This is a genomic window from Pedobacter ginsengisoli (assembly GCF_002736205.1).
In the GTDB taxonomy this organism is placed as follows: domain Bacteria; phylum Bacteroidota; class Bacteroidia; order Sphingobacteriales; family Sphingobacteriaceae; genus Pedobacter; species Pedobacter ginsengisoli_A.
In genome coordinates this window covers 3,223,062-3,244,893 of sequence record NZ_CP024091.1, presented here as the reverse complement: position 1 = coordinate 3,244,893, position 21,832 = coordinate 3,223,062, and the positions used below count along the sequence as shown (strand labels likewise).

Annotated in this window: 15 protein-coding genes; 11 read left to right on the top strand and 4 right to left on the bottom strand. The window is 41.2% G+C overall.

Annotation, left to right across the window (positions count from 1 at the left end):
- Positions 1-64: 64 nt before the first annotated feature.
- On the top strand, positions 65-367 hold the full coding sequence (locus CPT03_RS13385; protein WP_099439316.1) for a hypothetical protein: 303 nt from the start codon (positions 65-67) through the stop codon (positions 365-367).
- A 55-nt stretch (positions 368-422) separates the two neighbouring features.
- Here the strand turns inward: CPT03_RS13385 and CPT03_RS13380 are convergent, their stop codons facing one another.
- Genes CPT03_RS13380 through CPT03_RS13370 form a run of 3 tightly spaced genes read right to left on the bottom strand, consistent with a single transcriptional unit; the run spans position 423 to position 6,528 of the window.
- Positions 423-1,961 (bottom strand): TlpA family protein disulfide reductase, encoded by a 1,539-nt coding sequence (locus tag CPT03_RS13380; protein ID WP_099439315.1) that lies wholly within the window; start codon positions 1,959-1,961, stop codon positions 423-425.
- 26 nt (positions 1,962-1,987) lie between these two features.
- The gene (locus tag CPT03_RS13375; protein WP_099439314.1) at positions 1,988-3,367 is read right to left on the bottom strand and encodes a RagB/SusD family nutrient uptake outer membrane protein; all 1,380 of its coding nucleotides are present in this window, start codon (positions 3,365-3,367) and stop codon (positions 1,988-1,990) included.
- Between the two features lie 11 nt (positions 3,368-3,378).
- Positions 3,379-6,528, bottom strand: a complete 3,150-nt coding sequence (locus tag CPT03_RS13370; RefSeq protein WP_157766436.1) for a SusC/RagA family TonB-linked outer membrane protein — start codon at positions 6,526-6,528, stop codon at positions 3,379-3,381.
- A gap of 537 nt (positions 6,529-7,065) precedes the next feature.
- Between CPT03_RS13370 and CPT03_RS13365 the strand changes: the two genes are divergently transcribed.
- From CPT03_RS13365 to CPT03_RS13330, 8 genes are all read left to right on the top strand, one after another.
- Positions 7,066-7,404: a helix-turn-helix transcriptional regulator gene (locus CPT03_RS13365; protein WP_317044296.1), complete on the top strand. Its 339-nt coding sequence runs from the start codon at positions 7,066-7,068 to the stop codon at positions 7,402-7,404.
- 548 nt (positions 7,405-7,952) lie between these two features.
- The gene (locus CPT03_RS13360) at positions 7,953-8,438 is read left to right on the top strand and encodes a DUF4822 domain-containing protein (protein WP_099439312.1); all 486 of its coding nucleotides are present in this window, start codon (positions 7,953-7,955) and stop codon (positions 8,436-8,438) included.
- 686 nt (positions 8,439-9,124) lie between these two features.
- Positions 9,125-9,682 carry an RNA polymerase sigma-70 factor gene (locus CPT03_RS13355; RefSeq protein WP_099439311.1) on the top strand — a complete coding sequence of 186 codons (558 nt, stop codon included), beginning with the start codon at positions 9,125-9,127 and terminating at the stop codon, positions 9,680-9,682.
- 84 nt (positions 9,683-9,766) lie between these two features.
- Positions 9,767-10,918, top strand: coding sequence for a FecR family protein (locus CPT03_RS13350; RefSeq protein ID WP_099439310.1), 1,152 nt, complete (start codon positions 9,767-9,769; stop codon positions 10,916-10,918).
- Positions 10,919-11,177: 259 nt separating this feature from the next.
- Complete coding sequence (locus CPT03_RS13345) at positions 11,178-14,570, top strand: TonB-dependent receptor (protein WP_157766435.1); 3,393 nt, start codon at positions 11,178-11,180, stop codon at positions 14,568-14,570.
- A 16-nt stretch (positions 14,571-14,586) separates the two neighbouring features.
- Positions 14,587-16,107, top strand: coding sequence for a RagB/SusD family nutrient uptake outer membrane protein (locus CPT03_RS13340; protein WP_099439308.1), 1,521 nt, complete (start codon positions 14,587-14,589; stop codon positions 16,105-16,107).
- A complete protein-coding gene (locus tag CPT03_RS13335; RefSeq protein WP_216641550.1) occupies positions 16,073-17,707 on the top strand; it encodes a fibronectin type III domain-containing protein in 1,635 nt (544 codons plus the stop codon). The genes CPT03_RS13340 and CPT03_RS13335 overlap by 35 nt, the downstream gene beginning before the upstream one ends.
- Before the next feature lie 352 nt (positions 17,708-18,059).
- Positions 18,060-18,947 (top strand): RteC domain-containing protein, encoded by an 888-nt coding sequence (locus CPT03_RS13330; RefSeq protein WP_099439307.1) that lies wholly within the window; start codon positions 18,060-18,062, stop codon positions 18,945-18,947.
- Between the two features lie 165 nt (positions 18,948-19,112).
- Here the strand turns inward: CPT03_RS13330 and CPT03_RS13325 are convergent, their stop codons facing one another.
- The gene (locus CPT03_RS13325; protein ID WP_099439306.1) at positions 19,113-19,739 is read right to left on the bottom strand and encodes a hypothetical protein; all 627 of its coding nucleotides are present in this window, start codon (positions 19,737-19,739) and stop codon (positions 19,113-19,115) included.
- 467 nt (positions 19,740-20,206) lie between these two features.
- On the opposite strand from CPT03_RS13325, the gene CPT03_RS13320 reads away from it, so the two are divergent.
- Both CPT03_RS13320 and CPT03_RS13315 read left to right on the top strand, forming a co-directional pair.
- Complete coding sequence (locus CPT03_RS13320; RefSeq protein ID WP_099439305.1) at positions 20,207-20,599, top strand: plasmid mobilization protein; 393 nt, start codon at positions 20,207-20,209, stop codon at positions 20,597-20,599.
- The gene (locus CPT03_RS13315) at positions 20,584-21,825 is read left to right on the top strand and encodes a relaxase/mobilization nuclease domain-containing protein (protein WP_099439304.1); all 1,242 of its coding nucleotides are present in this window, start codon (positions 20,584-20,586) and stop codon (positions 21,823-21,825) included. Before CPT03_RS13320 ends, CPT03_RS13315 begins: the two co-directional genes overlap by 16 nt.
- Positions 21,826-21,832: the final 7 nt, after the last annotated feature.

Below are 21,832 nucleotides of genomic sequence, written 5' to 3'. Positions count from 1 at the left end.
ACAGGTAAAGCTGTACCCTGTCAAAAGAAATACAGCATCATTCCACAATCTTAAATAAATAACAATGAAAAGATTATTTTATGGCGTTGCGGTTGCAGCAATTGCATTAAGCGCCAGTGCATTTACCAGCACTAAAGGGAATTTACGTTTTGCAACTACCTACTATCAAACTTCACCAGGAGTGTATGTGTCAAATCCATCGCCGGCGACTGCCTGTAATCAAGTGACTGCCCAGTCATGTACAATTACTTTTTCTCCAGCGCTTCCTGCTAGTATCACCACGTTCAATTATAGTGATCTGGAGCAGGTAGAAGAGGATAACAATTCAACTGCAACAGAAAGTCCAACAAAAAGGCTTTATCAATAAGCAGTAAAAAGGGCCAGAAAGCGGCCCTTTTTACTGCAGTTTATTTTCTGGGTTGTCATAAAAGCTGATCTATCAGCTTAATTAATGCACGGGAATTGGCATTAAGGGAAGCGGGTTGCACCATTGAGTTTTTATTGTCCACTTTTGTTTCAATGTCTGCACGAGGAGGTGCTGAGGACACTAGCTTTCCTTTTTTATTAATGATCAGTTGCCTGGGAGCACCCTGGAAATTGTAATACTTGAGTAGGGGATGAGCCATTCCAAGTCCATTCGTATATAAATTAATGGTACCCTCGGAGGTGTAACGTCCTGTAAATAGACTTTTTTCCCACGATTCCTTGTTGTTATCCGAACTTACTGTCACAAATACAACCTGTTTATTATTCTTATAGTGCTGCATGATTTTTTCCATTGCAGCGTTGAGTTGCATGCAGGCCGCACACCCTGTGAACCAGAAGTCCATTACCAGCACTTTCCCTTCAAAATCTTTCAGATGGTATCGTTTTCCATTTACGTCCTGGAGTTCAAAGGGAAAAGCGGAAGCAGATTGTTTATCCTTCCAACGCCCCAATGCATTTTTGATAGTCTGATCTCCGATAAGGTTGATAATCTTATCAATAATTGGCTTAATGGATTCTTCTGGTGACTTGGTGACCAGCAGTAGTAACAATTGATCCTTCAGTTCTCCTGAGTATTTATTGTTCATTGTGATAAGTAATCTAGGATAAATGTTACCACTGTTGTTTTTGGATTCGGTATACATTTCAAGCTGGAGCTCACGAAGTAAAAGGTATTCTAAGTAATATGGAGAGCTGCTCAGAAGTTTCGGACCTGTTGCACTGAGGTGGCGTTCTGGTACGTGATTTTTGTAATATTGCTGGATGAACACGTCATTAGATCCGTTTGGAACCAGAGCGTTCGAACGCAGTCGCAGGTATGCGGCACTGGAATTTGCGTCGAGCTGTAAAAGCTGGTAGACGTCGGGGCTGAATTGCTGCTGATAGCTTTCCAGCAGTTTTCTTCGTAAGTTGCATTCCAGTTCCAGTACCTGATCTTCCAGTTCGTTTACCAAAGCATAATCCCGAAGATTGATCAGCTCTGTGCTTCGGCGTTGAATTAAGCTTAAAAAGCCAGGCAAGTTAAAGACATAATTCTGGTATTTTAGTTTCTCTGAACCTTTGCCGCTAAAGCCCATATTCCCGTTTTTGGAAATAAACATTTTAATGCTGTCGCCTTGCTGGAAAAAATATTGTTCCTCCAAAAAATTAGCATTTCGGGCCTGAAATTGGATAGGTAAGCGAGCTCCTGAACCACTTTTATTGTCCTTAGCCCAGAAAGAAAGATAGGTGAAAGGTGTAGTACTGGAGATCTGCAGCTGGAATTTTCCTTTTTCCTGAATGGGTACTGTTATGATTTCCTCATTATTCAACAGCTTTTTTATGGGGTCATGTACTTTTACCAGTAGTTCCCGGCTGTTGAAAAAATTGATGATGGAGGAGTCAATTGTTCCGTGGAGACTAATTTGAGTCCCTTGAGCACTTGCTGTAGTGGTTAGGAACAGAATCGATAGCAGTACTTGAAAAAAATTATTCATGTCATTTTAATTATTGCGTAACCGTGTTATCTTGGGTTTTGTGTTAATCCGCTAAGAGCACGCTCATCTTCAGGGATAGGCAGTACATATTTCGGACTGTTGGGCATCAGTGTATAAGTTTGATCTCCGATTTTTCTCAGGAGCTGGATATTTGCCCCCTCCAGGTTAAGGCGTTTCAGATCGGTCCACCTGAGGCTCCGCCAGATCAATGATTTTCTGCGTTCAAGAAGTATTTTTTGTAGGGCTTCATCAGGGTTTAAGGCGCTAAGGTTCGTGTAAGGTTTTGTTGTGCCGGTGGCATTGGAGTCCCAGCGCGTGGACAGCAACTGGTTTAATAGAGCCATTGCATCTTGGGTTTGACCTCTTCTGGCAAGGCATTCAGCTTTGATGAGGTAGATTTCATCGGTCGCAAGCCCGGTGAAGGGGGCAGTATTGGTGTTGTTAATAGGTTTCATATTGTAATTGCCCAGGCTATTCTTTTGAAAATAAAGGGGTAAGCGCAAATCTGAAGGGTCATACAGGGCTATGATTTCCGGGTTTACGCCGTAACTGGCGCTCTGCTCACTCATGCTGAATTCAAAATAGGTTCCGTCAAGTCTGCTGTGGTAAATAATCTCCTCGCTGTTGTGACTAAAGCCGTTCGAACTTGTTTTGTTTAGTGTGTTGAAATCTGTTAGTATGGCGTAGATCTCCAATGTTTTATCTGCATATTGTTCAGCTTGTTCATACTCACGCATACTTAAATAGATTCTCGCTAGCATGGCATAAGCCGCGACTTTGGAGGGACGATTTCTTTTTTCAGGAATAATATTCTGCTGGAGCAGTCCTGCGGCCTCGATGAGATCCTTTTGCACCTGTTCATAACATTGCTGTACACTACTTCTGCCAGCCAGTTCATCCACTGCTGCGCTTAACCTTAAGGGGATACCCAGATCGGTGGAGGCAGTATTAGAATCGTAAGCTTTACTGAAAGTGCTGAGTAGATTGTAGAAGGCATATGACCTGTTGAACAGTGCCCAGCCTTTTACCCGTTTTCTTTCTGCGTCACCCGAAATGTCCTGTTGTTGAAGTATATCTAGAACGCTGTTGCAGTAAAAGATGTTTTTATAGGGTAGGTTCCAGTCCGCAATCTGACTTTCCCCCTGATAGATGTCTGTTGCCCAGATAGATGCATTCCTGGTGGTGAGCAGGTAGGTGGACTCCAGGTCCTGCTTACTAGGGATAAAGTATTCGTCTGCAGATATCTGGGGCAAGGCCTGAGTAATGTCCATCTGGTCATTGTCTAGAATTTGTTCAAGATCGGATATGGTCTGGGGTAAGACGATGCTGCTGTCGGGTTTAAGGTTAAGCTTCTTTGTACAGCTTAAGGTGCAGCACAAGAAGATAAATATGAATGTTCTTTTCATGATTTTGAGTTTTAGAAGCTAAGGTTAATGCCCATTGATCCACTGAAAGGCTGGGGAATAGTAGTTGCGCCATAATCGGGGTCGATATGATGCTTGTTTTTGCGCCAGAGGATACCGAGGTTTCTCGCATAGAGAAAAAGACTTGCATTTTTAAATATGGATCTCAGCAATGAATTTGGTGATAAGGTATAGGATAGTCGGATGTCCTGGAGGCGAAGGTGATCTCCTTTTTCTACCAGGGCTGCTGAGTACTGAAAAAAATTACTGCGGGCGGAGGAATTTGGATAAGTCAATGCAGGAATATCAGTATGCAGCTCATCACCCGCTTTTTGCCATCTTTTACTGTAGTCTGCAAGCTGAAAGTTTGGCGATAGTGCGGATCCGTAATTGCTGCCACCAAAAACGTTTTCCCTGCGGAAGTAATAGCCGAGTTTGTAGACCAGGTTAACGGAAAGCTCGAATTGTTGATAAGTAAAGGTGTTAATGATGCTTCCAAAGTATTTTGGGGAGGCCGAGCCATAATACCTGATCTGGCTCAGGTCTAGGCTGGATGTGATTGTTGTGTAGTCTTTGCTTGGTTCGCCATCAATGTACCCTTGTGGAGCTCCTGTAGCATCCAAGCCTGCGAAAGGAAAGCTGAATATGGCGTAATACGGGTAGCCTTCTATTGGATTGGAAGTATTACTCTGGATAGCCTGTAGGTTGGAGCTTTGCTTTATTTTATAATTGGTAACCTTATCTTTGTTATAACTGAAAAGAAATCCTGTATTCCATTTGAACCGGTGGTCAAAGTTGGTGCTGTTGATAATCAGGTCTATGCCATTTGTACGGACGGTCGCGCCATTCCCCTTAAATTGAGTGATACCTGTTTGGGGTGCGATCAGGTTGTTGCTGATCAGATCTGCAGCATTCTTCTGATAGAGGTCAATGCTACCTGAGATCCGGTTATTGTCTGTGGCGAAGTCGATACCAAGATTTTTGGTTTTTACCTTTTCCCACCTCAAAGAAGGATTGGGAGGGTTTTGGATATCTGCTGTGGGGCTTCCGTAGATATTGGTGAACCCATTGGTTATGGAGGTGAGGTAGGCTGATACTGATTTATCGGTATTGCCATTGTATCCGTATGTGGCTCGCAGTTTAAGGTTGGTTAACCAGGAAATAGGATAAAAGCTTTCCTGACTGAGGTTCCATGCCAATCCGATTGACCATAGTGGCACCCCTTTTTGATTAGTCTTGACGCCAAAAATGTTGGATTCGTCCCTCCTTGCACTTGCCGATAACACGTATCTCTTTTTATAAGCATAAGATGCATTAATATAGTAAGACTGATTAATGTTGATATAACCCAAGAGGGTTGGATGCGTATTGATCTTTCCTGTAAGCCCACCGTAATATAGCGGGTAATCTTCCAATGGATTGATAGTGCCGTTTGCATGACTTAGATTGTCAGGATTGTAGCCATAATACGTCTGGTTTTCAGAAATTGTTCGCCCATCACTTCCTTCGTAACCAGCGATGGCATTAATTTGATGATCTAAAGCAATGAGTTTAGTGTAGTTTGCTTGCGCCCGGAATATTTTGGAAGTCAGTTCGCTGTTGCTCTGGTCCAGAATGTTGCCGATGGGTATGATACGTTGTACAACTCCTTCTTTGATCGTGCTGTATTGGTTAATCATATTACGTGTATAATAGCTGTTTGGGTCAAAACTGCTGGGACGATCAGTACGCTCGTTGAGAAATTGATAGCTTAAATTAATGTCGAGGTCCTTTGTGAATTTGTAATTTAAGGAGGCCTTGATTCTGTATTGATTGACCTTTGCCTGGGTTGTTGGGGAAAGCTCGTCCTTGGGTCGGTATTTCCAGTCTAGGAGTTGCCCATTGCCGGCTGTATCCAAATAAGACATGCGGAAACCGGTACGGTTGACTACAGGTAGGGAATTACCGTTTACATCTGCAATCTGGTCGTAGGGGCTAAAAGGATTGTATGTGCCGGCATTGTTTTTTGTATTGGAGGATACGATTCCGATGTCTGTGCCAATATTTAGCTTGCTTTTCAGCAGGAAAAAATTGTTTTTGACGTCTAAGGTAGCCCGGCTGTAGCTGTCTGAAACTTTGCTTTCTAGGTTTTTGTCGTAGCCACCGGATAGGTAATAGCTATGGTTTTCTGTGCCTCCACTTATGTTAAGCGCGTATTGCTGCTGTACTCTTTGACGGTAAATGTATTTTTCGATGTCCTGGCGAACGTCATTAGCTTTCAGGCTGCTGATCAATGCTGCCGAATCAGAAGCACTGATCTTTTTGTTTTTACGCTGGTTGAAAATTTCTACGGCGGTAGATACAGCATTATAGGGGTTGCTGAAACGGCTGTTATAGAAACCTTTTGAGAATAGAAATTGTTCAAGATCAATATAGTCAGCTGATGAGATTTGTGCAATGTAATACTGATCCGGTTTCTCTGCTATGGTAATTGTAGAGCTTAGGTTGATAGTGGTCTTTTGGTTTTTGTGGCCGCTTTTGGTGGTAATTACAATGACACCGTTACCTGAACGTGTGCCCCAGACGGATGCTGCTGCTGCATCTTTTAGGATGTTGATAGTTTCAATGTCAGCGGGATTAATTTGGTCTATTGTTCCTTCATAGGGAAAACCATTCAGTACGATCAACGGAGCCGCATTGGCAAATATAGTGCTTCGTCCGTGTATGGAAATCTTGGTAGAATTCCCACCCAGGCTTCGGGGATACAGTAATAGACCACTGGTAACACTTTCAAGTCTATTCAGGATGTTTGTTCCCACGCTTCGACTGATAATTTTCTCGCCTATTGTAGTGAAAGAACCTGTTGCCCTTTCCTTAGCGATGGTTTCATATCCTGTGCTGACAACGTTGACTTCTTTGAGGGTTTGCTGAACTGATTCCAGGACGATGGTATCGGAGACTTGATTGTAAAGAAGTTCTTTGGTCTGGAAACCAAGATGTGAAAGGATTAGGGTTTGTCCAAGCTGGAAGTTCCGTAGAATAAAGATCCCCTGTTCGTCGGTTTTGGTTTTGTTGGCGGCACCTTTTATGGTGATGGTAACACCAGAGATGGGTTTGCCATATTGGTCGATGACTTTTGCTTTGATGATGCTGTTTTGCGGGAATGCGACATTTAGACAAAGCATGGCCAGGACGATAGTGAGTATCGTTTTTTTCATTGTTAGTTTTTTAAGAAAAATAGTTAGTCGAAAAAAGAATTAAAAAGCAAAGCAGGCAGAGCTATGCCTCCCTGCACAACCCGCCCACATTGCAAAAAAAGAAATGACATACTATTGCGGTGCCCTGATAATGAGCTTAAAGATGTTGCGGGAAATTCCTTGATTAGCTGTTCTGGTTCTCATATTTATTCTAAGTTAGTTGAACTTTATATGAGTCTCTGGAATAAAAAAGCAAAACTATAACGCATGCACTATAGCGGGCTCTATAACCACCTTAGCAGGCTTCTGACGACCTTGGAAATGGATTTACAATAGAGCCCATAGTTCTATAGCGCATTCAAAAATATGCAATATTTTCCTATGGGCATGAATCTATTGTCTCTTTCCTTACACTTGTCAGAATTTGCTAAGAGAGACTCTTGATTATACCTTTATTATTAGGTGATATTTTTCTTTTAATTATTTCTTATTCACCATTTTATTATAGTCAAATTTAATGAAAAAATGATTGTATTCCAAATTTGGAATAATATAAAATTATTTAAAAGGGTCTTTTTGTCTATGGCTGAACAATACATAGATAAATCTATCTTAAAGATAATAAGGGAGAAATTGTGGTCTATCTCAAATAATAAAAGGATTACTCTAGAGGATATTCAAGATCGAACTGGTTTTAGTTATAGTCAGGTTTATAGAATTGTGCGCGGGACAAATAACATTTCTATAAGTGGCCTTATTGCTGTTTGTAAGGCACTTGAAGTGCAGCCTTCAGAAGTTTTTAGTTTCGTTCTTAGTATTCCAAAGTACCCACCTTTGCGAAAGGATATGAAAATTAAAAAGTGATTATCTTAGTTGAATTTCTTTCTATTGGCCTGGTTATTTGCTCCATTAGATTACTTTTACAGAAAGAAATATATGAAAATAAACATAGTTACGGCGTAACATATTCTTTTATATTATGCCATTATTTTGTTTTTAAAGTACTTGTGATGAGTTGTGATTTTGTGTAATGTATCAAAAGTACCATATGAATATTTCCCAAATCAGTGGCAGACTCTTTAAGTTTAGAGGGGATAGCATAAGTAAGCTGAGTATGGGCCCCTGCCTGAATTTATTTGTTGTTTGGTCTGATACGGTTTTTCCTATACAGTTAGGGAAACCTGAACAGAAAGTATAATTGTATTCTTTCCGAGTTCCTCGAGTGAGAAGGCTATAATAGGTTATTCTTAATTACTGCATAAAGGTACATAAGCTCACCTTAAAAGACATTAACAATAAATAAAACGTACCGGATTAAACTATTTATAAATTTTGCAAGTAATCGGATAAATCCTTCACAAATAATGAGTTATGGCTGTGGTAGTTTTGTAGTGTAAAAAAACATAAAAAACATGAAAGAATTAAAAAACATGATGTTGCTTCTATTGGTTATTGGAAGCACGCTTACTTTTGGCTGTAGTAAAGATAATGATAAAGTGGTGGAAGAACCCAAATTAACTCCCAGTCAAACTTTAGCCAGTACACCTTGGGTGACTTCTAATGCGAAAGATAATAAGGGTAATGATGTTTTGTTGACAGACCCAAATGTTTCAAATTTTGTTGGCTTTGCTTATTTTAAAGCCGATGGTACTTTTACCATGTATAATCTGGATGACTCACCAAAAATGCATGGCGACTGGTCTGTACCGGCAGATGGTAAGACCCGTACAATAGTAGCTAAGAATGATGCTGGCGTAACTTTATTCACCAGAGTCGTAGACATCACAGTGCTTACAAAAAAAGAGTTTACCTATCGGATTTATCCTAACAATGACGATAAGTCTGTATATTTCGATATTATCCATACACCGACAGACCATAAAGAGCCTAAAAAATAGTTGAGCTACCTCATTTTTAAAGTATAGGTTTTAAAGGCCAGAAAAGCAGTGCTGCTTTTCTGGCTATCATAGTCTTAGCTGCTTAATCCTACAAATGGAGGTCAGTGATTTCCAATTTGGGTTTCAAACCTTGTTTTTATACCTGTCTTATCCGACTTCTGAAGATTACTAAATTTGCCATGGGATTCATCATTGAAGCCTAAAGGAGGTAGAAGTTCCCTTTAGTAATGCCGTACTGGTATAAATATCTTTGTTATGATGTTAGAATTTGGGGCAAACGTTTGCGCTGACTATTATGTTGAGGAGGAATATCTCTTTTTATATTTTAGATGGTCATTAATGAAATTAATAGCTTTTGCCATAATAAATACAAATACAATAACGAGTTATAGTCACATATTTAATATTAGTTAGCTGTTTCTACAAGCGAATGAAAACTGGAATATGGTCATATTGCTAACATCCTGGCTATTTTCCGAAATGATAAAAAGCTCCTGTAAAACAATCGTTTGCGCAATTTAACAGCTTGGAGGATTTATTTATTATTTTTAATATCGCAAAGGTGTACCGGGATGGATGTGAATGCTCTTTGAGGAGTATTCGGAATTGAGACACAAGAATTTTGCGATTCAGTACTTACTATTTTGAATATGGGCTGCCTAGGGATTGTTTAATTTTAGGAAATAATGGATTGGGGAAAAGCGGAAGATAGTGTACTGATCAAGTACCTTAAAGATGGAAATAGGATTGCTTTCAATGCTATCTATTTTAGATATGCGGAAGTACTTTATCAATATGCTTTAAATATACTGAAGGAGCCGGATGATTGTGAGGATGTTGTTCAGAATATTTTCATATGGCTGTGGGAAAATCGGCAGCAGCTTCAGATCTCAAACCTCAGGGGTTACCTTTTAGCGGCTACTAAATTTAATTTGACCCGAAAGATTGTTTCCAGCAAGCGCCGGGAGGAAATTCTTTCCAGTACTTTTCAAGCCGACCCGATCTATGAAGAGGAAAGTCTTGAGATCAAGGAGCTCCGCTCGGCGATATTCGAAGGGATTCAATTGCTTCCACCAAAAGCCAGACAGATTTATCAGCTGAGCAGGGAGGATCATTTATCAAATAAGGAAATTGCAGCAAGGCTTGGGATTTCCGAGAAAACTGTGGAAGCCCAGATCACCATTTCCCTGAAAAAATTAAAGACTCATCTGGGAAAAATGTCTTTCTGGATATTTTTTTTATAAAAACTTTCAAATGGTTTAAGGGTTAAGGGACGTTCATGTCTCTTAAGATAAAAGCAGTTGATTAAACATTCCTTATGCTTAGCTATGAACAGTAATGACGAATTGATTAAAGTGATAGAACGTATTGCCGCAGGTAGTGCCAGTAGCCGAGATTTACAGATTTACAACCAGTGGTGCAATTCGCAGCAGGTTAGAGGGAATCAGGCACCTGTAATCGATTTTGAGCATACTCAGCAAACAATGCTAAGGAAAATCAATGGTCAAATTAGGCGGAGATCAATTTTACGAGCTACTTATAGGTATTCTGCGGTTGCAGCAGCCTGTCTGATTATTTTTTGTTGCGTTCGTTTATTAATGCCTGCTAATGAATTTTTCTTCAAGCAGAACGGTGTTGACCGAGCAAAGCTTACCGAAGAGATTCCTGCAGGATTCCATCTAGCTACGCTTAAACTTTCCAATGGGACAAGAATTACCCTTAATGATCAAGCGGATGGAGTGTTTACCGATCCCCTTGGAATGAAAGTGAATAAAACTACTGACAGCACACTCGTTTATTCCGAAAAAGAAAATACACATTACAAATCTAAAATCAGCCGAAAGGAAGTGGCGATGAATATCTTGTCTACTTCAAAAGCAAGTCATTATCAGCTTACTCTTTCCGATGGCACGCAGATCTGGCTAAATGCAGCTTCCTCCATCCGGTTTCCGGTTAGTTTTCATAAACAGCGTGCACGTCGGGTCGAGATTGAAGGAGAAGCTTATTTTCAGGTTGCTAAGGATGTTAATAAGCCGTTTATCGTCCATTCTAATGGACAGGATGTAAAAGTTCTCGGAACCCATTTTAACATCAATAACTATCATGATGAACCTTTGGCGAAAACTACTTTGCTGGAAGGCTCAATTAGTCTTAATGAGAAGCTTTTGCTCCACCCAGGCGAACAGTCTCAATTGGATCGAAAAGGAGCGATCAAATCCTTAAAAGTTAATCCTGACATAGCGGTCTCTTGGAGAAAAGGACATATTGAATTCGATAACGATAATGTGTTTGAGATCATGAGGGCCCTTTCCAGATGGTATGATGTAGAAGTATTCTACCAGGGGGAGATCCCTTTAGATGGTATGAAGGGTAATTTCTCCAGACAGATGCCTGTAGCCAAAATACTCGATATTATGGGAAGCACAGGACTATTAAGATTCAAGATGATAGGTAAGAAAATATATGTCAGAAAATTCTGACCGAATTATTAACCAAAACGAACAGTAAGATGAAGAAAAACAAACTAGAAAGCTAAACCAAGGCAATATATTGCCAACCTATACAAGTTTTATTGTATAAAACCTATCGTGTAGGCGTATGCCTGCAGATGAGAATAACCAACAAACCAAATATCTATTCCAAACTAAAATTATGGATTTAACTAAACTCAAGGGGACTGCTTTGTCATTTCACTTTCGGACAAGCTTGCCAATGCTTTGTTCCAAACGTACAATCGCTATGCTTTTACTTACCATCATGCTTCAAGTGAATGCGATTGCGAGAGCTCAAAAGATAAGCATTCGTGAGAAGAATGCAACTTTTAAAAAGGTGGTAGAAGACCTTCGTAAAATAAGTCGTTACGAATTCTTTTACGTCGCTACACACCTCAAAAACACGCAACCTGTCAACCTGGATTTGAAGAATGTCACCCTGGAGGAGGCCCTTGTCCACTTGTTTAAGGATCAACCGCTAACCTATGAAATCAAAGGGAATATGGTAGTGATTAAAAAAACTGGTGAAAATAATAATGCAATGGATCAGCCGGTACAAAAGCTGGCTAGCGTATCAGGTCAAATCAAAGATGAAAGCGGAACCCCCATCCCTGGGGTAATCATTAAGATCAAAGGGAGCGACAGGGCAATACAATCAGATAGTGAAGGTAGATTCACTTTGGACGTCTCAGAAAACGAGGTAATTGTGTTTAGCCATGTCAGTTATCAGGTTCAGGAACTAGTCTTCAAAGGTCAAAAATCAATAGAGATTAAAATGACTGGTCTTAGCAAGGAATTGTCAGAAGTGGTGGTGATCGGCTATGGCGCCATTAAACAAAAAAATGTCACCGGTGCCATTGCCAAAATAGATGCTAAAGACCTCAATACTAGTGTCGCTTCAAATTTTCAGCAAACCCTTCAGGGCAAAGCTGCAGGTGTGCAGGTCATCCAATCAACCGGTCAACCGGGCGCAGGAGTTTCTGTGCAGATCAGAAGCAATCCTTCATTTGCCAATGCCGGGGTACTCTATGTTATTGATGGAGTTCCAGTAAATGATAATTCAGGGCAGCCTGAGTTGGGCGGAGGAGTTGGATCTAAATATGGTTCCGGTGGAGTGGACAAATCTCCTTTGAATTTTATCAATCCTAACGATATAGAATCGATTCAATTTCTAAAAGATGCCAGTGCAGCGTCTATTTATGGCGCCAGGGCTGGTGCAGGTGTAGTTCTTGTTACGACAAAGAAAGGTTCGGATGGCAAATCTACTCTGCAATATAGCGGAAACTATGGTGTTCAGCGCGTAGACAAGATGTATCCGGTATATGGAGCAAAGGATTATATGGAGCAGCGCAATATGCTTAGGGAAGAAAAATGGTACAGGGCCAATAAGATTGCTCCATTCTATGGTACAGTCGACAAATCCACTGTAAGTCCTTATCAACCTTTATACACGCAGCAGGAAATTGATAATGTAGCTGACGGAGAATCTGCTACAGATGCCATCACCAGAGCCGGATATACCCAGCAGCATAACCTTTCACTTTCAGGTGGCAACAATAAGACGCGCTATTTTGCATCAGGAAATTACTTCGATCAAAAAGGTGTATTGCTTGGAACAGATTACAAGCGATACAACGGAAGGCTAAATATTGATCATTCCCTTTCGGAGAAAATCAATATTGGAGCAAATGTTGTTGTCTCTAATTCTTTGGCAAATAATACCATAACAAATGGTACTCTGGAAAATGGAGGTATTGTTACCGCAGCAATCTATTGGGCGCCAAATATTCCCTTACGTGATGAAAAAGGAGGCTATCCACTTAGCCCATATTATCCCAATATCCCCAATCCACTATCCTATGAGACAGTTACTGATTTGACCAAAGCGAACCGTTTGCTAACAACTGCCTATGGAGAATGGAAAATTGTAGACGGATTGAAGGCAAAAGCAAACTTCAGCTATGATCAGTCAAATTCCAAGCGCTCGAATTATTTTCCAAGAACTTTTTTATATGGACTCCAGTCCAATGGATCTGCTTCAATTACGCAATCTGAATCTCAATCCAAGCTTTATGAATATACTTTAAACTATGATAAATCTATTGCTGAAAAACACCATTTGAATGCTGTTGCAGGTTATACTTATCAACAATCCAACTGGGAAGGTTTTAATGCAGGTAATCAGAACTTCCTCTCGGATGCGACAGTTTATTATGACTTAAAATCTGGGCAGGCACTTAAACCAACAGTAGGTTCCAGCAAGAGTCAAACAACATGGGCTTCTTATTTTGCGAGGGCAATTTACACCTATAATGGAAATATTACCCTTCAGGCATCTGTTAGAAGGGATGGCTCTTCAATTTTTGCTGAAAACAAGAAATGGGGGTACTTTCCTGCTGTTTCCGCGGGATGGGTATTGTCAGATGAAAGCTGGATGAACTCAGTTAAGTCAATCTCATTTTTGAAATTTCGCGCCGGTTATGGTGAAACAGGAAACAGCTCTTTCCAATCAGCAGCTTTTGCCCTTTACAATTCAAGCTTAAGTGGCTATTTCGGTACCAATAATATTAGTTCAGGATTGGTTCTTTCAAGAGCTGCCAACCCTAACTTGACCTGGGAAACAGCAGGCGAATTCAATGCCGGACTTGACTTTGCATTGTTTAATAACCGAGTGTCAGGTTCAGTAGACTATTACAATAAGACAATTCGTAATCTGATTGCCTTTGTGCCTTATCCTTCTGGATTTATCATTAGCGGAGTTTACGGAAATGCCGGTAAGACAAGATCAACTGGCTACGAATTTAGTCTGGAATCCAAAAACATACGCCCGGCTTCTGCTGATGGGTTCAGTTGGTCTACAAACCTTAATTTTTCTCACTATTTAAATTATTGGGTAGAAAGATCCTCTGCAGCACTGAAAGTATTGCCAAAACATGAAATCGCTACGGGTAAAGGGGCTATTTTTAATCCAGTGTTTGGTTATATCTCTGATGGGATGTTCACTGGAAACTTTGGCTCTGCCCCATCACATATGCCTAACATGCTTCCTGGGGGCTTGATCATTAAGGATATCCATGGTTTTGATGCAAATGGAAATGTTGTTGGACCAGATGGAAAACTTACCGATGCAGATAAGACATACTTAGGAAATGGGGACCCTAAATTCAATTTTGGAATTGGCAATACTTTTAAATATAAAGGGTTCGACCTTAATATTTATTTGTCCGGTGCAAGACAGAAAAAATATTCACCAATCGGTGATGGCAGGGCAACAGAACGTGGCATGGACGCATTTGGCTTTAATGGTATGCCAACTGAGCAGCAGCGATGGACTGCTATGAACACTGCTGGAACCTTGCCAACGGCATTGAATGACGCAACTTATAACACCTATCAGAACTCATCAACTTACTGGTATGTAGATGCAAGTTATCTGCGCGCGCGCAATATTACCCTAGGTTACTCAATTCCGTCAGGTTTTCTGGCAAATCAAAAAATCTTTTCTACAGTTAGGGTTTCATTTGATGCGCAGAATTTGTTCACCATCACCAAATATCCCGGCCTGGATCCTGAATTAAATGGCAATAATTTTTATCCATTGGTAAAAAGTTACGTTTTTGGCATTAATGCTTCCTTTTAATTAAAAAAATACGATTATGAAAATCAACATAAGAACAACAAAAGTTCAAAAGCTATTTCGCACAGCAGCCCTATGTGGGGGAATCCTATTTTTGAACTCCTGTGAAAAAGGCTTGGACTATAAAACCTATGGAGACCTCAATACCGTGATCACAACTCCGGAGGGAGTTTCCGCTGCAGTGACAACAGCCTATACGGGCCTTGCCGGAGGTTCTGATTGGCAGGGCGGTTGGGACGCAGGTACTTATGCCTGGAGGACGCAGGCAATGATGACCACTGATGAAGGAGTTTGCGCCTGGGCGAATGACTGGATTAAGATGCATACTTTGAATTTTACGCCAGATTTCGATTGGGTAACACACAACTATACCAGGTATCTTCCTTTTATCTCGCGCATTGCGATTACGCTGGAAGATATGAAAAATATCAATATGGATCAGGCATTGAAAAGTAGACTTGAAGGTGAATTGAAAGCGCTTAGGGCACATTATGCAGAAATGCTCTATTTTGCTTACGGACCACTCACCATAGTGACGGATGCAAAAATTGCCGCTGATCCAAATGCTGCACCGGTACCCAGACCAACAAATGAGGAAATGGTAAAGCAAATTGAAAAAGACTTCCTGGAAGCTGCGGATGTCCTTCCGGCAAAGTTTACAGGATTAGATTATGGACGTTTTTCTAAGGCTGCGGCATTAACTGGTCTGATGAAACTTTACATGCATGAAAAACAATGGGCGAAGGCCGTGGAAACTGGTAACAAACTTAAAACCCTGGGGTACTCACTTCAGCCTAAATATGAAGATTTATTTAGTATAGCCAATAAAGGTGGAGCTTCAACCGAAATTATACTGGCGGTAGTATGTGTGTCAACCGGAACCGATCAGTATACCAATATGTGGTTGGCTCATGCCTTACCCACCGACTATAAAGATCCTTCAGGTATTAACCTGACCGCATGGGGTGGTTATAAGATGAGATGGACCAGTTATGATAAGTTCGATAAGCAGGATAAGCGCTTAAGTGTACTTTTAGAAAGTTACCCAAGTGGGAAGGATGCCTCAGGAAATGTGACATATACCAATGCAAGAACTTCAGGCCAGCTTGGTGCTGTCCCAATGAAATTTGCTCCAGATCCTTCAAAAGCGAATGCGCAGAATAGCGCAATTGATTTTCCGATCTACAGATATGCCGATGTATTATTAATGCTGGCTGAAAGTATCAATGAAGCAAACGGTGGCCCAAATACAGATGCTTATGAGGCAGTTAATCTGGTAAGATCCAGGGCAGGTCTTGGAAATTTACTTTCGGGCTTAAATAAAGCACAATTCCTTGCGAAAATACAGGATGAACGTCTTTTTGAACTTTGGGCAGAAGGGTGGAGAAGAGATGACCTGATCCGATGGAACCTGTTTACCAAACGTGCAGCGGATGATGGATCTACGACTGCTGAATCCTTCAAGGTATTATATCCATTGCCAAGAGCTGCAGTAACTCAGAGTAATGGGATCATCAAACAAAACGCAGGATATAATTAACATGAAGTATATATTGCTTACGCTGTTATCAATGGTTGCAGTAGGGAGCCTTGCACAGGTCCCTGCTGCACCTACTGAAATGAGCGCTTTAGGAACGCGCAGCTGGATCAAGGTGACCTGGAAGGATAATGCTATCAATGAAACCGGGTACAAACTGTACTGGTCTGAAAATAGGAAAAAGCCAACGCAGCCCGGCATTACATTAGCTCCCAATGCTTGCTCATATTATATTGAGGATTTAAAACCAGGAAAAAACTACCACATATGGCTTGAGGTGTTTAATGGGCAAGGATCTGGCAAATGTCTTTCTGTAAGGGGCACAACTGCTACCCTGTGGAAACTGGAAGCCACTGAATTAGCGGAGCTGAAAATTGTTCCAAGCTCGGCAGCCGTCCCTAAGGGGATGCAGCTCTACTGGCATGATGAATTCAATGACCTATTGTTGAATCGGAATAAGTGGACTACAAATTACTTTTCTTCATTGAATTATATGGATATGGAATCAAAAAAGGAGATGTTGGCCAACACGCTTCTGCAACCAGCCTATATGTTGAACGGAAAGACCATTAATCTTTTTGTGAATGATACGATTCCTGACCGCTTGTTTACAAAAAAGGGGAACCAAAAGGTATCCTCTATCCAAACCTATGACTGGAGAACCAATGAAAATTTGCTCGACAATAGTAAAGGTGGCTATTTTGAGGTAAAAGTTAAACGCAGCAGTTCGGGTAAACCAAAAGGTCTGAATACTGCTTTCTGGTTCGATTCTCCTGGTCCTGATTTGAGGTATTATCTTGAGCAGGGAACGGAACTTGATGGAATTCAGGGTATTCGCCCAAAAGGACAAGTGTTTGAGATAGATATTTTTGAGTATCTGACTGCTCAATTTGTCCTGCATGGCCATGTAGATGAGAAAGGCAAATTCCTGCACAATATTGCTACCCATATTGCAGAGGGATATGACCATATCAACCAGTGGGTTACCCATGGTGTACTATGGACTCCTACGAGTATAAAGCATTACATTAATGGTAACCTTATTAAAGAATATACAGATAAAAATAAAATATTTTCCCCTAATCATTTTATGAGCGTATTTCTAGGGACCTATGGTTCCGAAGGCAATGTTAACATGGAAGTGGATTATATCCGCGCCTACAACTGGCCAGTAAGTAAGGGTAATGAACTACCAAATCCAGGGTTTGAGGATAGTGGGAGTTTAATACCATGGGAAGGAAATGGCGAATTGGCGATTGGAGCAGGAGTAAAAGGAAGTACCGGATTAAGACTTCAGCCAGGGCAAAAAGTCGAGCAATACCTTTATCTTGACAATGATGCCCATTATATGCTAGATTATTGGGTTCGAGGAAAGGGGATGCTCCGCGTGAATGTTTTTGATGTTGCAATGGTCAGTGGAGAACTCAGTAACTTAGTAAAAAGCCAGAGGTCGGTTGTTGGAAGATTTACCAAAAAGTCAATCCGGTTTAAATCTGGCAAGGAGCATGGAAAAAATAAAAAGACAGTAAAAATTGTTTTTGAGAATACCGGGACTTCAACAGTTATCCTCGATGAGGTAAGGATCAAGTACCAATCCGAATAAAGAGGCGATTATGAGTACAAAAATAGAGAGGATCAATTTCTTACGGGGCATCATATCAACCTAGTGGAACAATAAAGAGAAGTCCGATTGCAAACCCTATTTGTGTCAGCATGGTGATTGCACTAATCAAGTCTTCCGTTGTACCAAAATCTTAGGCCATCAGATAGCTGAATTTTACGGGTAGTAGCGGTGTGACCAGACTAAGGGTTTCTCCCTATTTTTGAAATTAGGGGATTTTCCTTATTGACAGTTGCTTATTTAAAATCCACCTTCATGGCATTATGTCTATGCCCCGAGGCCTTTGTAATGGCGGGGGCTTTAAAGAACCTTTTGTTAAACTCATTCCCTCCCTATGATGAAAAAAGAAAACACAGGCCCGGCTTCTGTTTGGGTTTTATTTGAAAAGAATTCTGAATTAGCTTACCTGGATCTCCAACAACGTTTGACGGACATTGAAGTCGGCACCCCACTTGAAATACTCAACGCCGCTTTGGCTTTGATTCAAGCAGATATTCAGACGATGGACAATTCATTTGCTGATGTGGCTGACCTATCCGATACTACCCGGATCGTATTTTTTAAGGAGATTCGCCCGAAATTTGTAGCACTTTGGCTGTTTTATCTGGAACGGTACCACCTGATTTTGAATAAGCCTCTTGGTGCAAAACAGGGAATAAAGTGTTTTTATGAGTCCGAATTGCAGCAGCTCGATTACTTTTTAAAACGCTATGGATTTTATTACAGTTATTTCAGAAGTGGAATGAGCCAAACAGATCACTTGTATTTTCTTCCGGATATAAAAATGGCTAGCGCTGCCCCTGAGTTACCCATCTTGCCGGGAATGTCAAGAACTCCCTGTGACTATCTTTTTGCCAGGTTCTTGTCTTGTGAGTTGATCATCCAATACGTGTTGGCACAGATCATTGATCTGGATAAACAGAATCTGAGTCTGCCTGCAGTGCCGGATTTGGTAAAGAAGAAAAAAGTACAGACACAATTTGGTTTGTCTGTAGATCAATTGGGGATGGCTGTCCGTGCTGCACTTGACGCATCTGTGGTTAAAGGCAAATCCTTTCAGTCTTTGTGTGAGGAACTTGCCCCCATGGTCGTGACAGCCTCAGGACAACGCAATGTGTCTGCTGGAAGTCTGCGGAGTAATGCCTATACCGGGGAAGATGTAGATAAGCATGTCCTCATTCGTGCAATGGAAAAGATGATCCGTTTGATTAAGGAGTATTAGCTGATATTTTCATTCAGGAAAATTGGTATTTCTAATTGTCCTGGCCTGTTTGTTTCAGGTTAATCTATCCTAATGTGCTCAAGGGAGTCTTGTCGGATGATAGTAGAAGAATACCGGGCGGAAGAACTCCAGATCTTCTTCCGTCTCCGGTGCATACACGCCTGATCAGCTTAGCTTTTTTCTTCCTCCGGAGATTTTTTGTTTTGGGACATCGTTTTGTACATGGAAGATCATTAAGTTTTGCTTCTTGAGTTGATATCCGTTGAGAATTCTACGGGCAATCTGCCGATAGAATAATTTCTTTTGCGGATTGTTTTCCCTCACAACATTGTTTCTGATCAGTTGTTTAAGGATTTGCCTGATGAGAGTGTCATCTTCCACACGGAAAGAGCTGCCAAGATAAGGATCCCTATAAACCAGGACCAGGCAAAGCCTGCCATCGGAATGTCGATGTATCAGTTTTTGCTGGGCAAGCTCAATCTCCCTGGGATAGGATGGTTTGGTCGCGGCGGAAGAATCTTCCAATATGGTTGGCTCTGTAATAATTACAGGCACCCCGCGCCTGTAATCCTCTACTTCTCCCAGTTTCAAATGATCTTCATCCGGAAAAGGAAAGCGAAAAAGGAAACCCATATCCGCCTGGGCATATTGTTCGGGGGAAAGGTTTCCAGGTTCTTGCCGAAGCTGGCCTGATTCCAGTGCCAGAACATATTTTGGATAGCAGGCATAATAGAGGCTTTCACAGGTCCCCAGTTTAATGACCTTGTTTTTGTATTTTATGTATTCTCCCATAGTTGAAATTTTAAGTAATTGCGAATCATTGAGGCGCTCAGGTAATCACGATTTGTTTGTCTTCCTAGCAGGCTTGGAATGACTGGAACTTTTTCATTAAATGATCGGGTTATAAAGGTCATCTATTGTGTGGGGAATAACCTATTTAGAATTTAAGGTGCATTGGAAAAAATTTTCATTGTTGTTTATGCTTTTATTGCGCTTCTTGCTACGTTTGAGCCTCGGCTTAAATTTCTCATTGGCCTTGAGCTGGCCTTTCCTGTTATTTTTTGATCATGAAGGTTATCCTCTTTAGAATTTATACTGGGTCGTTTTCTAGGTTTAATCAACCTTACTTTTGTACAACAGGTCAGAATAAATACTGTGCATAAAAGATTGCCGGGTCTTCAGATGGCGCCGTAGCCAGGTTAAAACACTGTCTCATCGGTGTATTGTAATGCTTTTAAATATTGATTAAGGATACAGGAATGAAAAACAAGAAAAATATTAGAAACAAATGCTATGCTGTGCGGTTAACAGCAGGAGAACAAGAGCGGTTGCTGGAGAATTTTGCAGGCACAACCCAGACCAGTTTTAGCGAGTACGCACGGGCGATCTTATTGGGGAAGCCCATGATTGCAGCCTCGAGAAACCAGTCGCTACAGGATATTTTTGTTGAACTGGTGACTTTAAGACAGGGTTTAAATGATGTGTTGATCCACCTTAACCAGGCCATTGAGAAACTGCAGGCCTTGCCCAACCTTTCACTATTCCACACTTGGCTTTTAAACTATGAAATGGACCGTCGAAAATTGTTGAAAAAAGTTGAGGAGATTAATAGATTTATCAATTCAACTGCTGAGAAATGGTTGCACACATAAAAACAATCAAATCCATAAGCTCCAGCTTTTACTATAATGAGCGTAAACTGATCTCGGGGGATGCTACCTGCATGATGGCTGAGAATTACCCCTGTCAACTTGCCGAACTGACTCAGTCTGATCGTTTGGGAATGCTGGAAAAGATGGCCGCATTGAATCCGCGCACTAAAGTAAATGGCCTGCACATTTTTTTAAATTTTGATCCGGCGAACCGGCTTACTCCATACTCACTAAAGGAGATTGCTAAATTTTATATGCATGGGATTGGTTTTGGCAACCAGCCCTATTTGGTTTATGAGCATTCTGACGGGGCACATCCTCACCTCCACATTTTAACGACAAATATACAGGCTGATGGTCGCCGAATAAATTTATATATGAAAGCAGACCGTTTTCAGTCTCTCCTTAAACAAATACGAACTCGCTTTGCGCTTACTACCAGCACAGCCGTAAAAGATTCAGGGTTGGCTTTGTATCAGGCCCAGCTTTTAAAGCCAACCTATGGTAAATCGCAAACCTTTAGCGGTATCGCGGGGGTGTTGGATAGGAAGCTAAATGAATATCTTTTTAGCTCATTTGCCGAGTTAAATGCGATCCTGGGATTGTATAACATTCGGGCCGAACGGGGTAAGGAAGGGTCGAAGCTGTTTAAAAACCGGGGTCTAATTTACCGTTTGCTCGACGGGGCTGGGAATCGAATAGGAGTGCCGGTCAAAGCCAGTTCTTTTCCATTCAACCCGGGCTTAAATAAGCTTGAGGAAAGATTTAAAAGAAATGTGCCACTTAAGCTGGGCCTGGAAGGCAGAATCATTTATGAAATAGAGCGTATACTGAATAACCCGCAAATTTGTGATACAGCAGCATTCTCCGCATCGTTGAAAACAAAGGGGATTGATGTGGTAATCAAAGACGATCCCAAAGGTGAATTGCAAGACATGATCTATGTTGATCACCTTAATACATGTGCATTTCAGGGAGCAGCTCTGGGTAGTGCCTACGGTGCCAAGGGTATATTAAGTAGACTGGGCGATAATGGTTACCCTGCCTTGGAATTTGAAAAGGGTCAGGGTCTGCATGCTGGTGAGCTGGATGATGGCTTGCCTGGGGCTGGTGTATCGGCGGCGATCAATCTGTCACAGATCCGGTCTGAGCAGGATCGTCCTGTGATTCCTGTGGTAAAAACACAGCGGAAAGGCCAAAGGCGAAAATATAGAGTTAAACATTAAATAGAAA

Excerpts from the sequence above, each read along its gene's own strand:
- CPT03_RS13385 (WP_099439316.1), top strand. The coding sequence starts at position 65 with ATGAAAAGATTATTTTATGGCGTTGCGGTTGCAGCAATTGCATTAAGC.
- CPT03_RS13380 (WP_099439315.1), bottom strand. The coding sequence starts at position 1,961 with ATGAATAATTTTTTTCAAGTACTGCTATCGATTCTGTTCCTAACCACT.
- CPT03_RS13375 (WP_099439314.1), bottom strand. The coding sequence starts at position 3,367 with ATGAAAAGAACATTCATATTTATCTTCTTGTGCTGCACCTTAAGCTGT.
- CPT03_RS13370 (WP_157766436.1), bottom strand. The coding sequence starts at position 6,528 with ATGCTTTGTCTAAATGTCGCATTCCCGCAAAACAGCATCATCAAAGCA.
- CPT03_RS13365 (WP_317044296.1), top strand. The coding sequence starts at position 7,066 with ATGATTGTATTCCAAATTTGGAATAATATAAAATTATTTAAAAGGGTC.
- CPT03_RS13360 (WP_099439312.1), top strand. The coding sequence starts at position 7,953 with ATGAAAGAATTAAAAAACATGATGTTGCTTCTATTGGTTATTGGAAGC.
- CPT03_RS13355 (WP_099439311.1), top strand. The coding sequence starts at position 9,125 with ATGGATTGGGGAAAAGCGGAAGATAGTGTACTGATCAAGTACCTTAAA.
- CPT03_RS13350 (WP_099439310.1), top strand. The coding sequence starts at position 9,767 with ATGAACAGTAATGACGAATTGATTAAAGTGATAGAACGTATTGCCGCA.
- CPT03_RS13345 (WP_157766435.1), top strand. The coding sequence starts at position 11,178 with ATGCTTTTACTTACCATCATGCTTCAAGTGAATGCGATTGCGAGAGCT.
- CPT03_RS13340 (WP_099439308.1), top strand. The coding sequence starts at position 14,587 with ATGAAAATCAACATAAGAACAACAAAAGTTCAAAAGCTATTTCGCACA.
- CPT03_RS13335 (WP_216641550.1), top strand. The coding sequence starts at position 16,073 with ATGGGATCATCAAACAAAACGCAGGATATAATTAACATGAAGTATATA.
- CPT03_RS13330 (WP_099439307.1), top strand. The coding sequence starts at position 18,060 with ATGATGAAAAAAGAAAACACAGGCCCGGCTTCTGTTTGGGTTTTATTT.
- CPT03_RS13325 (WP_099439306.1), bottom strand. The coding sequence starts at position 19,739 with ATGGGAGAATACATAAAATACAAAAACAAGGTCATTAAACTGGGGACC.
- CPT03_RS13320 (WP_099439305.1), top strand. The coding sequence starts at position 20,207 with ATGAAAAACAAGAAAAATATTAGAAACAAATGCTATGCTGTGCGGTTA.
- CPT03_RS13315 (WP_099439304.1), top strand. The coding sequence starts at position 20,584 with ATGGTTGCACACATAAAAACAATCAAATCCATAAGCTCCAGCTTTTAC.